This is a genomic window from Oleiharenicola sp. Vm1 (assembly GCF_047777955.1).
Lineage (GTDB): Bacteria > Verrucomicrobiota > Verrucomicrobiia > Opitutales > Opitutaceae > Didemnitutus.
In genome coordinates this window covers 1,289,829-1,305,043 of sequence record NZ_CP180537.1, presented here as the reverse complement: position 1 = coordinate 1,305,043, position 15,215 = coordinate 1,289,829, and the positions used below count along the sequence as shown (strand labels likewise).

Genomic DNA, 15,215 nt, shown 5'->3' with positions numbered 1-15,215 from the left:
TGGCGAAGTTCTTAATTTGTTCTTAGAACTTTCCGTTTTTCACCGTTCTTGGCTGCACCTCTGCAAAGTAAGTCAAAATCCAAGAACCCGAATCTACCTCATCCAAGACGCGGACCCAGGCCTCTGTTGAGCTTCTGCTGAACGCCGTTCCTAATGTCCGAAAAGGGCACAACTCGCACCCCGGCGCGTTCGCGCCGCCGTGATTCGAATTGTGAGACCATCGCTGCAAACTGAACACGCTGTTGCTCAAATGGCAGGCGCGCCAATTCGCCCATTGGTCGGTAGCCGAAATACCAGATCGCACCGGGGTCTTTGATTGCTGCGAGGTGCTGTTGAATCTCCGGGGCCAGATCGAGCAACTGCATGATTCGCGTGATTGCACCCGGCGTGAGGCCTTCTCTCTTGGCCAAGGATACGCGAGTTGAGATTGCACCACTTTGAAGCAACCGATGCCAACGCTGCGCTTTGAGTATGGGGTGCTCGATGGTCGGCTGAGCCGAGGGAATTTTCCGCACGCGCTCCTCCAGGCGGACTGCTTGCCGGAATGGGGTAATCAGGCTGATTTCCCCTCTGTTTGCGTGCGTGAAATCCACAACGGCGTCAAAACTCAGCCCACGGATATGCGGCGTTGGCCGAGGCGAGCTACCGACAGAAGCGCCGTTACCCACGCCTTCCGCCAGTTCAGCGTCGTGCAGCTTAATCCGTATTTTCATCAGGCGATCACCGGCACCATCATCAACGGTGGAAGCCAACCGCCGACGTTGATGATCCGGTATCCGCTGCACGTCGATGCGCTCGACAAAACTTCGCACCAGCTCCTTTTGCTCCGACGGAGAAAGCGTGGCCAGAAGGTGATCGAATCGCTCAAGATTCCTCCGGACACGCTTCTCTTCCAAGACCATCGTGTCTGCCGTCGCCAGCTCTTGGCGGAGTCTTTCCTGCTCCACGAGGAGCCGACGCCGCTCATCGCGCAGGTCTGTGGCACGGCGCAATATTGCGTCGCCTAAGACATCGACTCCTCCCTTGGCAATTGCATCAGCACAGTTGCCGAGCTGTTTTTCGACCGTGGCTAGTGATTGCTTTTTTTGGGTCAGTTCTACCCGCACATCCTCGACATCGCGTCGATGGGTGGATCGTGAAACTTCGACGATCTCCTTGATGATCGCTGGATGCCTAGCGGCCTCGCCCAATACCGACGCAATGGCTTTCTCCAGCGCATCGGCTGGCAACCGCCCAACCGAACACGGCGACTTCGCTTCTTTGAGGACCAGACTGCACGTGTAGTATCGATACTTCCTTCCGCTGATACTTTTCTTACCGCTATCGCTTGGCACCAGCGCCCGGTTACAGGCCGCACACCACGCAATTCCTTTGAGCAAGTGATTGTGAGCATCACGAGCTTGGAACGATGGATGATCAACGGACTGGCCCGGCCGTTCCTTGGTTTCCGCAACCGCGGCGTTGGCCCTTTCCCATAGGTCGGCATCCACCAGCGGCTCGTGCTTGCCGCTGAATTCCTGACCTTCAAACTTCACCGCACCGCGGTAGATGGGATTGCGGATCAGCAAGCGAATCCCGTCGGAGCGAAAGAGACGCCCCCCGACATTCTCGGTTGTTCCGTCGCGACGTTGCATGATTCGCTGTTTCGTTCGATGACCCTCGGCGTTCAGGGCGTTGGCGAGATCCGTGAGTGATGTCAGCTTGGCGGCCTCGGAGAAGATCCGTTTTAGAATCGCGGCCTCGGTCGGGTGCGGTAGCAGCGCCTGGGTATTTTTGTCGTAGGCGTAACCGTAGGGCACTGGTCCCCCGTTCCAGTAACCCCGCTTGGCCTGCTCCCTCATCTTGAGACGGGTCTTCTTGGCGGTGTTCAAGCGCTCGAACTCTGCGACGCTCATCATGATGTTGTTCTTGAGCCGTCCTTCAGGCTCCAGTTCGGAGATGTTTTCCGTCGCGCTCTCGAGCCGGCAGCCGTGCTTCTGGAGAAACGCGCGGAATGGTCCCCATTCGTCCATATTGCGGGAGACGCGCTCCAATTTGAAGATCAGCACGACCTTTACCTCCCCGGCGGCGATCATTCGCTTGAGTGCCTGAATCCCCGGCCGGTCCATGGTTCCGCCGGAGTAGGCGGCGTCCGTGAAGGATGCGACCTCATACCACCCCTCGGCAGATTGTTTGCGGATATGGTCCCTACAAACGGCGGCTTGGCTCTCGCAGGAATCGAAGCGACCCCCGACTTGGTTGTCCGTTGAGACGCGGGCGTAGATCGCGACGGGCACCCGCGCTGAACCAGAGTTTTCGGACTGCTCTCTGCGTGGCATGGTCAGTTCAGATCGATACGGCCCAGTGGCGGCTCGCGCTCATTCAGGCGATAGACCAAGGTGCGGGTCTGACCGTGGCTCACGATTCGCCGAGCGTGGATCAGCGCCTGCAACACCCTGAACGTCCCCGACCGAGACAACCCAAGTGTGTCACGAATGTTCGCGGGCGAAGATTGCCCAGTGACGCGCAAGAAGCGGATGACGCGTTCGCTGTCGGGAAGATCTGTCTGCAGTGAGACCGGGGCGTCGGCATGTGCTGCCACTGATGCTTCGTGCTCAGGCGACGGTAGCGTGGACTCAACTTCGACGATGGCCTTGTGGAGTAGCTCCGCGATTCGGCGTCGCCTCCGTGGACTGTCTATCGTGACGGACATGTTCGGCTGGGCCTCCATTTCAAACGGCGACCCGCAACTTGCGTCCCGGCTTGGAGGCCACGCTCGATACATGCGAGGGAGCTTCTATCGTGATGGCCGGCTCTCCCTCGGTGGGAGCGACGACCGGAGCATCAGCCGACAGCCCTTCTGCCTTCTGGCTTTTGGTGAGATCCAGCGCTTGGACCAACTCCGCCTGGCGGGCGACGACCTCGTGATACCTCGTCTCGTGCTCGAAAGGACGGTCGGTCAACGCGGTGTAGTCCGCGAAAGCCTTGCGTGACTGGGCGAGTTGTTCGCGGCACCGACCGATCCGCTCCTCAATGGAGCGCGCGGCGTGTTCCAGCGAGCCGATGATGCCGGCGGGACTATCCGAGACGTTGGCGTCGTAGGACATCGCCCCGTGCAGGGTTAGTTTATCGCCTACCATCGGCCTGAATTCCAAGCGGAAGCCGGCGAACTGTCCCAGTTCTACCGGACCCCGCGCCTGCCGATGGCGATCGACCAACCCAATCAGGATGGCCCCTGCATCGGTGCGCTGCTCATAGGTTCGGCCCACGAGCTTGATGCTGAACTTGCCACCGTGCGTATCCATGCGACGACCGAGATCGGATTCGTGGCCCAGGATCGCTTTTTCGATGCGCACGATGTCCTCCTCCAACATGCGAATGCGACGACGGGTGTGATACTGATCCTCGCTGTGCTGTCCACGGAGTCGGCCGAGGCGCATGACCTCAGCATCCACCTTGGCTTTTTCGATCACGAGCGGATTGCCGGAAGCGATGGCCTTCACCTCGGCGTAGGTCAGTGCGGGGGAGTCGAGGTCTTCGATTCGGCGCGCCGAGCATTCCCCCGTCATGATCTGAGCGATGAACTTCGCCTTCGTTTCGAGCGTCTGCCACATGTAGGCGTCGAAACTGCCCTCGGTGACATAGCGGACGATATGCACCGTTGGGTTACTATTCCCCTGCCGAAGAATGCGCCCCTCCCGTTGCTCGATGTCCGCGGGACGCCAAGGTGCATCTAGGTGATGGAGTGCGACAAGTTTGGCCTGAACATTGGTTCCTGCACCCATTTTCTGGGTGGAGCCCATGAGAATCCGCACCTTGCCGGCACGGACATCTTTGAAGACCGTCAATTTCGAGGCGTCGCTGTCGTAGTCTTGGATGAACGCGATTTCCGCGGCGGGCACCCCCTGACGGATGAGCTTCGCCTTCAAATCGTCGTAAACGGAAAATCCCTGACCCTCCGCTTTCGGCGTAGAGAGATCGCAAAACACCAATTGGGTCAGGCGCTGGTCACGAGTCTGCTCCCAGATACTGAATACCTCGCGGGCGGCTTGGTTGACCTTGAACGCGCCATTGTCCGGCATGTCCCCCAAGACGAGGCGGACATCGAGCGCAGCTTTCCGGCCCTCGCCGGTGATTTTGAGCATGTTGTCCTCCCAAGGCGGCACATGGTTGGTTTTGAGCTTTTCCGCACGGACCGCGAGTGAGGCGACCAACGCTTTGAGTTGCGGCGTGGCTGGGGCACGGACGATGCGCGGTTTACCGCCCTCAATTGAGGGCACGGGTAGCTTCAGCATGTCTGCCGTCTGAATGTCCGCGACCTGCCGGAACAAGTGCATCAGCTCCGGAACGTTCACGAAACGTGCGAAACGCGTGTTGACCCGATAGCCCGCTCCATCGGGGGCGAGTTCGAGGGCGGTGACTGATTCACCGAAGGTGGCGGCCCAAGAGTCGAAGTGCCGCAAGCGGCGTTGCGTCAGAACGTCCATCTGCAGGAACCGCTGCAGCGTGAACATCTCGGCCATCGTATTGGTTACCGGGGTGCCTGTGGCAAAGACCACCCCGCCGCCGCCGTTCAGGCGCTGAATGTGCTGCACCTTCAGGAACATATCGAAGGCGCGCTCGGAAGCCGATTGAGGCAAACCTGCGACCCGGGTCATTTTGGTGACGTAGAACAGATTTTTATAGGCGTGCGCCTCATCGACGAAGAGTCGATCAACACCAAGTTCCTCGAAGGTCAGGGTGTCATCTTTCCGGTGCACGGCTGCCATCGACTTCAAACGCGCTTCCAACCGTTTCTTGGAAGCCTCCAGCTGCTTGACGATACGTGTGCCCGCATCGCTGCCCTTCTGTTCGCGAATGCAGGCTTCGAGTTCCACGAGTTGGTCTTCGATGAATCGTTTCTGCGCGCGGGCCGACATGGCGAGGCGCTCAAAGCCCGAATGCGTGACAATGACCGCGTCCCAGTTGTTGGTGGCGATTCGGCTCATCAGCTCGCGCCGTTTTGCGCTCTCAAAATCGGCTTTTCCCGCGGCGAGAATGTTGGCCGCAGGATACAACGTCAGCAGTTCCGAGGAAAACTGCCCGAGCATGTGGTTCGGCACCACGAACAGCGGTTTTTTGGCCAAGCCCAGCCGTTTCAACTCCATCGCCGCCGCCACCATCGTATAGGTTTTCCCGGCGCCGACCACGTGAGCGAGCAACGTGTTCGGCGTTTGCAGCACGCGCCACACCGCGGCTTTTTGGTGTGCGTGTAGCGCAATGGCTGGACTGGCCCCCGGCAACGTGAGGTGGTCGCCGTTGAAGGTGCGGAGGCGATAGCAGTTGAACTCGCGGTTGTAGAGCGCGACCAGCCGCTCCCGGCGGGCATCGTAAGACCAAATCCATTCGCCGAACCGATCTTTGATTTTTTGCTGTTTCTCTCGCGCAGCCTCCGAAGCCACTGCGTTGACCACCGGATTGCCGTTGGCATCGCGGTCATAGACGGTGGGGGTGCGGAGATTCAACGCGTGCTCAAGAAGCTCGTGGGCCGGCGCGCGGTCGGTGCCCCATTCGGATAGGTTGGCGGCATTGCGGCGGTAGAGCGGATCGACCTCGACGGTCCACAAACCAAGTTGTTCTGCGTGGCCGACCCGGACCGCCCGGCCATCTCGTTGTCCTGTTCTCAGCAAGTCACGGGCGAAATCGGCAATGTCGGAAGGCGGAATCCAGACCGAACCCAGACGTGCATCAATTTCGTTGGCAGCCAGGGCGTCCGGTTGCACGGCACGGAGGGCCTCGACGTTGGCGCGGTAGCGCGGATCACGGCGGGCGGATTGCTCCGCCACCGTGAGCTTCTCCCTGACGTTGCCGGAGAGATATTCATCTTCGGGTTCCCACCGCCGCGTCGTCGGATTCTGGAAAACGAGCCCTTGTAGTTCAGGGAGAAATTCCTCGGGGGTGCGTCCCACCAGCTTCGCGATATGGTCGAGGTCCACCCGGCTCCGCTCATTGAGCGTGACCACCAGTGCTTCCCGGGCGCTTGCGACCTGCTCGACCGGGCGCCGCTGCTCGACCGTGCGTTCGCGGAAGATCGCTGTCTTGGTCGCGGTATCCTGATCGGCGTTGTAGTGCTCCAGGGAGAGCAACAGCGGTAGGTCCGGATCACCCGTAAAGGAGCGGACGTTGGCAGACGAGGAAACCGGGCCGAATTGACCGACAAAGCGGTCATAGGCTTCGTTGAGCCGCTCCCGTTCTAAACTGACCGCCGCATCGTCTCGGTTTTCCACCTGGGCCGAAAGGCAGGCTCGCGCCGCATCGCGGATGCGGATCAGGCCGCGGATGCGGCGCACCGTCGTGGTGGGGATGTCGGTGAGCAGGGCCAGTTCATCGCCTTCGCGGCGGCCCAGGTTGCCGTCCTCCAGCGCAACGTAGGCGCCGGGTTTCAGGCCGGCAGGCGCTGGGAGGGATTGACGTGCGACGACGCCGGTGGCGGCCCGGTAGATGCCTGCAGGGAGGGATGACATCACGGAGGCTAGCGCGGCGGCCAAATCCCGCCCGTCGTCAGCCAATTCCACCTCATCACGCCCATACATGCCATGCTCACGCCGCTGCATCCGGCCCAAAAGATTCTCCGGGTGGGCGTGAAAGTATTCGTTCACCGGGATCGGTTCTCCCGCGGGAACAAGCAAAGGACGGCATTTGGCCCAGAGATTTCCGGACGGCTTCTCGCCGGGCAGGCGCTTGCGGAGAAACACAATGTCAGTGGTTACCCGCGTGTTGGCATTGTGCTGAAACGCCGTATTGGGGAGCCGAATCGCACCGATCAAATCGGCTTCCGCCGCGAGGAGCTGACGCAAGCTGCCGTCCCTCTTGTCGAGCGTCCCGCGCGAGGTGATAAAGGCGAGGATGCCTCCTGGGCGGACACGCGCGAGGGCAGCGACGAAGAAATAGTCGTGGATGCGAAACCGTCGTGCATTGAAGCGTGGATCATGCGGCCGGTAGTCGCCAAAAGGGATGTTCGAGACGGCGAGATCGTAGGCGTTTGTGGCGAGGGTCGCGGATTCGAAACCTTCAGCCCGCAGGTCTACGTCCGGGTAGAGGGTTCGAGCGAGCCGGGCCGTGAGGGAATCGAGTTCGACCCCGGTGAGCCGAGACTGCCCGTGCATGGGTGCGGGTATGAATCCGAAGAAGTGTCCGAGCCCGCACGCAGGCTCCAAGATCCGGCCGCCGCGAAACCCCAATCGCTCAAGCCCGGCATACATCGCGCGAATCACGGTCGGCGACGTATAGTGTGCGTTGAGCGTCGATGCGCGCGCGGCGGAGAATTCATCAGGCGTGAGCAGCTGCCGCAGCTCGCGTTGCTCCGCCTGCCAGGCCGGGGCCTCCTTCGGTTCGGCGAAGGCCTGCGGCAGGCCGCCCCAGCCGACGTAGCGGACCAGCACGGCCTTTTCGAGCGCAGTAGCGGCGCGGTGCTCCGCCTCAATCTGGCGCAGCAACTCGATGGCCGTGATGTTCTGTCGGAACTTCTCCTTAAGTGAGCCCTCGCCGACTTGGTCGGCGTCCGTCGGACGATAGTTGCGGCCGTTGTGAAGGGGAATCAGGTCTGCTCCGGCGGCAGCAGGAGGTATTTCTCTCTCACCAGCTCCCAAGCCCGATCGTGAGCTTGTTGCGGGTTGAGACCCTGCCGGGACAGATCCCGGATCAGGCGATCCATTTCGGCTGCCGCCTGTTCCTGCGCTTCGATCAGCGCCTGTTGGAGTCGGCCCTGTGCCTCCAGGTCGCGCACCATCCGCGGGAGGTGTTCCCGCCAGTGCGCTTCCGCCATCCGTCCGTATGCTAGGAGTCCGCTCATGCGTAAGCTCGGAGAAAAAATCGAGCTGGTTGGTGTGGCTGTTCCTTAACGCCATGCCTCATGCCGGTTCAATGGTTATCCGGCGGACCACCGGACCGGTGCGTGCCGTAGCCTTGGTTGCAGGGATGCGCAGTTCGCGCAGCCGCAGGTCATCGAGAGCCTGCCGCACTTCCGTCAGGTGCTGTCCCTCGACCGTGACGATCTCCCGACTCGTCTGAATGATGAGCGACTCCTGTCCGCCGGCGATATGCTCCCAGCGTTTCAGTTCACCAATCGGGAACGACACGGAACGGTCGGCCAACACCAGCCGCAGCACCTGGCTGGTTTGACGATCCGACACGAGTGCGCCCCAAGCACGGGGCGCCGGCGGAGCGAGCGGTGCCTTACCGGGATGGGCGTCGATGCTCATGCGCCTCCTCCTGGCCCGAGCGCACCGCTCCTGACCGTTGGCCGCAGCGCCGGCGTCCGCACGGCTGGCGGCATAGGCGATTCGCCTAACTCACGGGCCAGCGTCCGGTCTCCCGACGACATCATCGCCGCACGTGCTTCGTGACGATCCGTGGTGTAGATCGTTTGGCTGAGGCGGAAGCGGGAGTTCGAGACGTAAGCCTGTTTCAGATTACCGGCGGCAATACCTGCCTCCGCCATGATCAGAATGCCGTGATCGACTGTTTTGCCCTGGGCAGCATGGGAAGTGGTGGCATAGCCATGAGAGAATTCCCTGAACAGTGTCGGAATTGTCCTGCCGTCTCGCAGTTTAATACTGCCGTTGGGTTCGAATCCCGTGACCTCGACGATGTCGCCATTGCGGAGCCGCGCTGGCTTGCAATTGGCGCGGATCAGCAGCCGGTCCCCGACGGTGACGCCGATTTCTCGGGCAATACCGACGTCGAAACCGACCCCGGCCCGAGGACTGAACCAAGCCGTGCCCCCATCTTCGAACGCAACCCGCAGCGCCTCGCCCTCGCGGGCCTGGACGGTCAACCGCTCGCCCTTGGCATAGGAGCCAACGGAACGGTGAAAAAAGATTACCTGTCCGGGTTGGTAGTTACGAACATCGCGTTTCTGGGACTTCGTCCACTGAAGCGAAAACACCGTTGAAATTGGACGCTCGTCGCCCTGCAGGTGGGCGGTCCGACGCAATTCGGAACGAACCCGGTCGGTGAACAGGTGAATTTCCTTCCATACCGGGGAGATCGCGAGACAGCTCTCCGCCCGGCGCAGGCGTTCGGCGTAGTCGGCGGCCGCGGTGCGCAGCAAGGCCTCGGACTGGGCGATTTCCCGCACGGCCCCCAGCCGCGCGAAGTGATTGAACGCGCCGAAGGCGTCACCCTTCGCGAGCCGTGACACCGCCCGGCGATATTCCGGGGACTGCTGGCGCCGAATCTGCGTCAGTCGCACGACCGGCACCTGGGCAAACTTGTGCAGACAGCGTAGCGCATCTCCGGCTTCGACCGACGCATGCTGCTTCGTGTCCCCAATCAGAATGACTCGATTGCCGTTGGCCCCTGCGAGTCGGCACAGGTCCCGCATCTGATTCACCGAGACGAGGCCGGCCTCGTCCACGAGAATCACCCGGTCTCGCGTCGCCCGCTGGAGCGCGGGGTTGACCAACAATTGTTGCACGGTATCCGCATGGGGCGTCAGTTCCTGCCGGAGCACCTCCACTGCACCCGAGGACGGTGCGCAGCCGAAGACCTGACCGCCGGCAGCTTCGATCCCTGCCACCACCGCTTTGAGGCAGGTCGTTTTCCCTGTCCCGGCGTCGCCGGCAAGGATGCTGATCCGGGACGTAGATGCGAGGAGTCCATTCACCGCCTCACGTTGTTCGCGCGAGAGATTGGGTGCGGGTTGATTGCTACCAAGCGTTGGGCACGCGGTGCGCCCGGCTTCCGCCCACGCGATGAACTCGTTCTCCGCCTGGAGCGCACGGGTGGACGCCACTTCGTCTCCGGATTCCCGGAGTTTACCAGCCTCGATCCGTTGCCGTAAGCGCTGTCGTAGGGCGGACAAAGGCAGTGCTCCCCGGGAATACACCAGGGCTTCCCGCAACAAGTCCCGTGACGCTACGACGGATTTGCGTTCAAAAACGTGCTCCTCCACGGCTGTAAGGCATTCATCCGGAGTCATGGCTGGTATCACCGGGGAACCCGAGCGGGTGGCGTCGATGACGCTGCGGATCACCGCCAGCTCGTCGCCGGCCCGGGCTTCCCACTTCGCGCGTAGATCGGCGGCGGTGGCGTGAGTCTTCGCGGCCCGGGTTTCTCCGGTGATGCTCTGCAGTTCGTCTTGGCCGGAGACGCCGCGCGCCCGGGCGGTCGCCAGAATCATCGCCCGTCGTTCGCTAAATTCACCGCGTAGCCCTTCCGGAAACCCCCGGATGGCAAAGCCGATCCCGGATTGAGCGTCCAAGGTGTAACCACCTTCGCGCATGAGCTGGGCGAGGCGGTTGTAGCAGACCTCCCGAAAATACCCCTGATGCCGGAAATACTGGTAAGGCTGGACGCCTTTCCAGCGATTCTCGACCGGATCGAAGGTCACGTTGAGGACACAGACATGGGTGTGCAGCTGGGGATCGAGTGCCCGGCTGGTGTCATGGGTGACGACGGCGGCGACCATGTTGCCGGTCGTGCGATCGGCATTCACGCCGTTGCGGCGGACGCGCGTGGCCGTCGCGGCCTCGATCTCTTGCAAGGTTTCTCGGACGGCCTCTTGCCACCATCCCGCGATGCGCTGATCGCCGCCGACCAACAGAGCGATGGAGACATCCTTCGGGGCAGAGATTTGTCCAAAAAAACAGACCCGTCGGCTACCGCCCTTGTCGCGAGCCCCCAGCTTCGCGCCCGTGGTCGGATGCTGGCCTGCACAGAGCCGCGCCAAGGCTTCCAATTGACACCCTCCTTCAAGACCCAAGCGAGCGGCCCCTTCACCAAACCACGTCATTTCGGCCTGACCTTCCTCCGAGAGGTAGTCGCCGACGCGTAGATGTTGCCGGAAGTAGTTCACAGCACCGTCCACCCGAATGCAGGGTTTGTCGAATCTCACCATGCCTCAATCGCTAGCTAAACCCATAAGAAAAGCGAGCATAAACCCATAAGGAAGGCACTGGGAGAGGCTACGGGAGCCTCATATTTACTGCCTAGTTTGGATGCGAAAGGAGCAATGACGGAATCTCGATGGTGAGCATCCGCCTTGACCCTATTACCTCTGAGATGCGTGACACGCCACCCCTAACGGTCGTTAGGCGGAGGCGGCGAGAGCCGCCACTACTTCACCACTCGCTCACCACTACTTTGCCACTCGATGCGCGAATAACCCATAAGCTTTTTGTTTTACTTAAACCCATAAGGTGACACTGTCGGGATTGATGGATGCTCCTGATCTGCACAGCCGCCTAATGGACGACGCCCGACGCTACGATCCCGCCGCTCACACCCGTGGTCTGCTCGGGCCGTTTCGCGACGTCATCCTTCTGCAGCGGGCGAAGTTCATGAGCTACGAACAGATTTCCGCGACCTTCGCGCGGCACGGGCTGAAGGTCTCACCCGCCGCTGTCGGGGTGTTTTGTCGCCGGCATTACACCAAGGCTGAGATCGAGCGAGCCCGCCAAGGTCAGGCGTCCAGGCCTGCCCCGGGGCGACCGCCGGGTGCGCCGGCCAAGGTCGCTCCAGCTCTTGGGGCTTCCGCTCCCGGACCGGCGGCAACCGGCAACGGCAAGCGCGGGCCGAAGATCGCGCGCGACAACTACTGAACCATGGAGACTCCAGATAAACGCATCATCCTTTTTCCCCAAGACAAAGGCGGCATCGGAAAGAGCTTCGTCGCCGCGTTGCTCCACGACTACCTCACCGAAGAAAGGGTCCGCGTGAGGGCCTTCGACCTCGACCACGCGAATTCCACGTTCAACCGGCTCGTGCCGGAGGCCGAGTTTATCGACACCGACGTGGACATCGACAAACTCGGTGTGCTCGACCGGATTGTCCATGCTCTCGATGAAGCCGACGTGGTGCTGGTCGACAACCGGGCGACGGGCGGCAGTAAGGTGTTGGCCTATCTTGACGAGGCGCAGCTGCCACACCTACAGAGCGAATTGAACTGCGCGTTGGTGTTCGTGCTGATCGCGACCGACGATAAAGACGCCAACTCACAGATCGCAGAGCTGATCGACGGTTATGCCGGGCGGGTGCAATGGCTCGTCGCCCGCAACCTCCGCGACAGCGAGTCACTGCCGCTTTATGGACAGAGTAACTCCCGGCGCCGACTGGCCGAACTGGGGGCCGTGGAGATCGATGTGCCATGTCTCTTCGAAGTGACCCGCAACCGGCTGCAACAGGCAAACCTGACGGTCGGTCGCGGGCGAACCGCCGACAGCCTTCATCTACTCGACCGCTCCCGCTGTGTTCGCTTCCACGAGCGCATGGCGGGAGAATTTACCAAAGCGCGGGCTTTACTCATCGGATGACTCCCGAGGAACTGTTGCAGGCCGATAACCTGCCGCCGGAGCTGGAGTGGGTCGCGACCCATCACCGCCTGAATCCGGAGGATCCGGTGTATCTGCTCATCGCGTGGCACTGGCATCGCGTGAAATCTTCCGAGGACACACTCCAAGCGGCCATTGTTGAGCTGAAGACGGCCTTGGATACCCGCATCGAGGCGCTGGCTGACGCCGCAGATGCGATAGCGGGTGTGAACGCCGTGCTCACCGAAGTGCGGCAGGAAATGGCTAATCGTCCCGCCATTCTGGGGAAGGAGCTCGAAAACCAACTTAGGCAGCCCGTCAACGATGCGGTGACCCAGCTCAAGGCCATGGAGAAATCGCTTGGGCCGGTGGCCCGCTCATTCCGCATCGTGCGTCACCGGGAGCTGCTATCCGATCCGCCAGATGCGCTTGAACATAGTTCGCAACCCGCTGCATTGACTCGCCGCTCAGACGACGCACAACCGCGCGGGACGAGCCCCGGGCTCGCGTAACCGATTGCACGACTCTCGATGCCAGGCAAAGTCCGAGCGCCACGGCGTGAGCCCGATTGTCATCACGCAGCGGGATGCAGGTCTGTCTGATTTCGTTGGTCAGGCCGCCGATCAGCGGATCGCGAAGGTTTAGTTCGCTGAATGATTCGATCATAACCCCCTCTATGGCCGGATGGCTGAACTGCCGCAGCCAGCTCTCACTCAAGTAGAGCATGATGATGCCCGCTTCATTCATCCAGCTCTTCGCGTGGCGGATACCTGGAGCGAGAATCACGAGGTCTCCTTGGCCGATCACCCGGCTGTGCTCTTGCCCGGTCGCTCCCAACCAAGTCACGCAACAGCGCGCAGGTTCTAGCGCGATCAGGATCTTGGTCGCGGTAACCTCATGCTCCGGCCAATCCTTGGGCCGCTGCCGATCACAATAGATGCTGACTCCCGGACCATGGGTGAGGGCGCGGCGATTCGGCAGAATCGAGGCGGGAAGCTGAGGCGATTCGAAGGAGGTAAAGTTGTGTGGGTTCTTGCCACGTGGAGATACCATAGCAGCGGCGGCGCGCCGCTGTTACGTGGCCCTTCGTTTCAGCGGAGCTAGTTAAGCATAGCGACTGCCGCCGCGCGGGGCTTTGATTTAACCACGAATTGCTTTTGTTTATCGATGATGACCGATTCCTAGCTCGCTCTGGTTAGAGCGGCCGCAACGCCAGACAATTTAGCGAGGAGTCCACTTCGATCCGTCCTGACGCGGCTCCATGGGCGAAAAGCGACCTGACCACGGCGTCCTGTAAATGCCGTTCGATGGTCTGCCGGAGCGGCCGGGCGCCCAGTTGCGGATGAAATCCCTCGCGAATCAGGAATTCCAAAGCATCGCGCGAAATCTGTAGATCGTAACCCGCGTGCCCAAGCCGGGCGACCTCCGACTGGAGGTGTAGTTCAGCAATCTCCCGCTGGATCTCGGGAGTAAGGCGGCCGAACACGAGCTTGTCGGGAATTCTCGCCAGAATTTCGGGGCGAAGACATTCGGCGAGACGGCGCAGAACCGCCTGTTCGATGCTGGCCGGATTGGAGCGAGCCATGCGCATCGCCTCACCGGCTCCGACGTTGGAGGTGAAGGCAACGTAGTCATCCACGAACGAGACGACCTTGCCGCTAGCCAGCGTTAGCCGGCCCGGCTCAAGGAGCTGGATGAACAGGTCAAAAACCTTGGGGTGGGCCTTTTCCACCTCGTCGAACAGCCACACCCGCGGAGAGGGAACAGGCATGTAGCGGCCAATCGCTCCATCGTCGGTTGCCCCCGTGCCCAATAGCCGTTCCAGTGCATCGTCTCGCTGGAACTCGGAGAGATCGAGCCGGCAAACATGACCGGGGCCAAACAGATGCTGCGCGGCCAGCAGAACCAGTTCGGTTTTTCCGGTGCCGGTGGGACCGACCGCCAGAAGGGTCCCCCGAGGTTTATCGCGTCGAACAAGCCCCATTTCTCCGCGGGTGAAAATCGCTGCGGCTTTCCCGATAACATGGTCCTGTCCACGCAGGCGGGAACGCAGGTGCGTTTCCAAGTCACGAAGGAGCGTAAGGCGATCCGGGGCGATCATTTCGTTTTGGGGCGGTTACCCACCGTGCGTGGGCGACGCGGGAAGTCCGCGAGAAACTTCTTTACTGCCGCTACCCAGGCCTCCGGTTTGGGAGCTGCTCGGAGCACTGCCCTGACCACATAAGCGCGATTGGCCGAGATGTCCTTGGCCGCAAGGTCCGTTACGACTTGGTCGAGTTTGGCGATCAGCCGAGAGGGCAGGTCAACGGTGGGTATTCCGGCGACATTGTCGGTTTCGCGCGGCCCACCCTTGGCGCTGTAGTCACGGTGAAGCAAAACGGCGGCGGCGAACATCTCGGTTTCGGACGTCAGCTCGATTAAGGCGCGCAGCACCGTGCCGCGCCGCACCGCCGCCCCCAGACGCCTAAGTTCCACCGTCTGGTGATTCAGGGCCGTCATGTCCGCCGGGTAGAAGGAAAAGCTCACTTTGATCGGTGCGGAAGCCTCGGAAGTCATTGAATACCCATAAACCCATAGGAAAAGATTTGACAAGGCCGTAATTATCTTATGGGTTTATGGGTAGATGACAAACCACTCCATCTTCCTTTCGGCCGTCCTCCCCCAGCCGGTATTCGGCCAGATCCAACAGCTAAAGGACGGCTTCGGTTTGGCCTTGGCGGTCCTCTTCATGTTCGGGTTTTTCTGGGGCGTCATCAAGATCTGGTCCGGGGCGAACGCCATCAGCAAGGGCGATCCCGACGGCAAGGCCGGCATCGTTGCCGGAATCATTATCGCGGCGGCCGCGACCATCATGGCGGCACTTTTTACGATCTTCGGCCTCCAGGATGCCGTGATCACCCCCCGGTTCTGAGCATGACGGAACTAAGGCATACTGAGACCAATGCA

Annotated in this window: 11 protein-coding genes; 4 read left to right on the top strand and 7 right to left on the bottom strand. The window is 61.2% G+C overall.

Annotation, left to right across the window (positions count from 1 at the left end):
• Positions 1-98: 98 nt before the first annotated feature.
• The 5 genes from ACMYLB_RS06745 to mobF all read right to left on the bottom strand — a co-directional run bounded on the left by ACMYLB_RS06745 (position 99) and on the right by mobF (position 10,858).
• Positions 99-2,276, bottom strand: a complete 2,178-nt coding sequence (locus ACMYLB_RS06745; RefSeq protein ID WP_415910182.1) for a recombinase family protein — start codon at positions 2,274-2,276, stop codon at positions 99-101.
• Between the two features lie 435 nt (positions 2,277-2,711).
• Positions 2,712-7,454: a DEAD/DEAH box helicase family protein gene (locus tag ACMYLB_RS06740; protein ID WP_415910181.1), complete on the bottom strand. Its 4,743-nt coding sequence runs from the start codon at positions 7,452-7,454 to the stop codon at positions 2,712-2,714.
• Between the two features lie 101 nt (positions 7,455-7,555).
• Positions 7,556-7,747, bottom strand: coding sequence for a hypothetical protein (locus ACMYLB_RS06735; protein WP_415910180.1), 192 nt, complete (start codon positions 7,745-7,747; stop codon positions 7,556-7,558).
• A gap of 121 nt (positions 7,748-7,868) precedes the next feature.
• On the bottom strand, positions 7,869-8,219 hold the full coding sequence (locus tag ACMYLB_RS06730) for a hypothetical protein (RefSeq protein ID WP_415910179.1): 351 nt from the start codon (positions 8,217-8,219) through the stop codon (positions 7,869-7,871).
• The gene (mobF, locus tag ACMYLB_RS06725; RefSeq protein WP_415910178.1) at positions 8,216-10,858 is read right to left on the bottom strand and encodes a MobF family relaxase; all 2,643 of its coding nucleotides are present in this window, start codon (positions 10,856-10,858) and stop codon (positions 8,216-8,218) included. Before mobF ends, ACMYLB_RS06730 begins: the two co-directional genes overlap by 4 nt.
• A gap of 319 nt (positions 10,859-11,177) precedes the next feature.
• Here mobF and ACMYLB_RS06720 point away from each other — a divergent pair, with 319 nt between their 5' ends.
• The 3 genes from ACMYLB_RS06720 to ACMYLB_RS06710 are packed head-to-tail and all read left to right on the top strand — an operon-like array spanning position 11,178 to position 12,781.
• Complete coding sequence (locus ACMYLB_RS06720) at positions 11,178-11,561, top strand: hypothetical protein (RefSeq protein ID WP_415910177.1); 384 nt, start codon at positions 11,178-11,180, stop codon at positions 11,559-11,561.
• Between the two features lie 3 nt (positions 11,562-11,564).
• Positions 11,565-12,272, top strand: a complete 708-nt coding sequence (locus ACMYLB_RS06715; RefSeq protein WP_415910176.1) for a hypothetical protein — start codon at positions 11,565-11,567, stop codon at positions 12,270-12,272.
• On the top strand, positions 12,269-12,781 hold the full coding sequence (locus ACMYLB_RS06710) for a hypothetical protein (RefSeq protein ID WP_415910175.1): 513 nt from the start codon (positions 12,269-12,271) through the stop codon (positions 12,779-12,781). Before ACMYLB_RS06715 ends, ACMYLB_RS06710 begins: the two co-directional genes overlap by 4 nt.
• Before the next feature lie 683 nt (positions 12,782-13,464).
• On the opposite strand, the gene ACMYLB_RS06705 is transcribed toward ACMYLB_RS06710, so the two are convergent.
• Both ACMYLB_RS06705 and ACMYLB_RS06700 read right to left on the bottom strand, forming a co-directional pair.
• The gene (locus tag ACMYLB_RS06705) at positions 13,465-14,334 is read right to left on the bottom strand and encodes an AAA family ATPase (protein ID WP_415910174.1); all 870 of its coding nucleotides are present in this window, start codon (positions 14,332-14,334) and stop codon (positions 13,465-13,467) included.
• 32 nt (positions 14,335-14,366) lie between these two features.
• Positions 14,367-14,825 carry a hypothetical protein gene (locus ACMYLB_RS06700; RefSeq protein WP_415910173.1) on the bottom strand — a complete coding sequence of 153 codons (459 nt, stop codon included), beginning with the start codon at positions 14,823-14,825 and terminating at the stop codon, positions 14,367-14,369.
• A gap of 67 nt (positions 14,826-14,892) precedes the next feature.
• On the opposite strand from ACMYLB_RS06700, the gene ACMYLB_RS06695 reads away from it, so the two are divergent.
• On the top strand, positions 14,893-15,180 hold the full coding sequence (locus tag ACMYLB_RS06695; protein ID WP_415910172.1) for a hypothetical protein: 288 nt from the start codon (positions 14,893-14,895) through the stop codon (positions 15,178-15,180).
• Positions 15,181-15,215 lie beyond the last annotated feature (35 nt).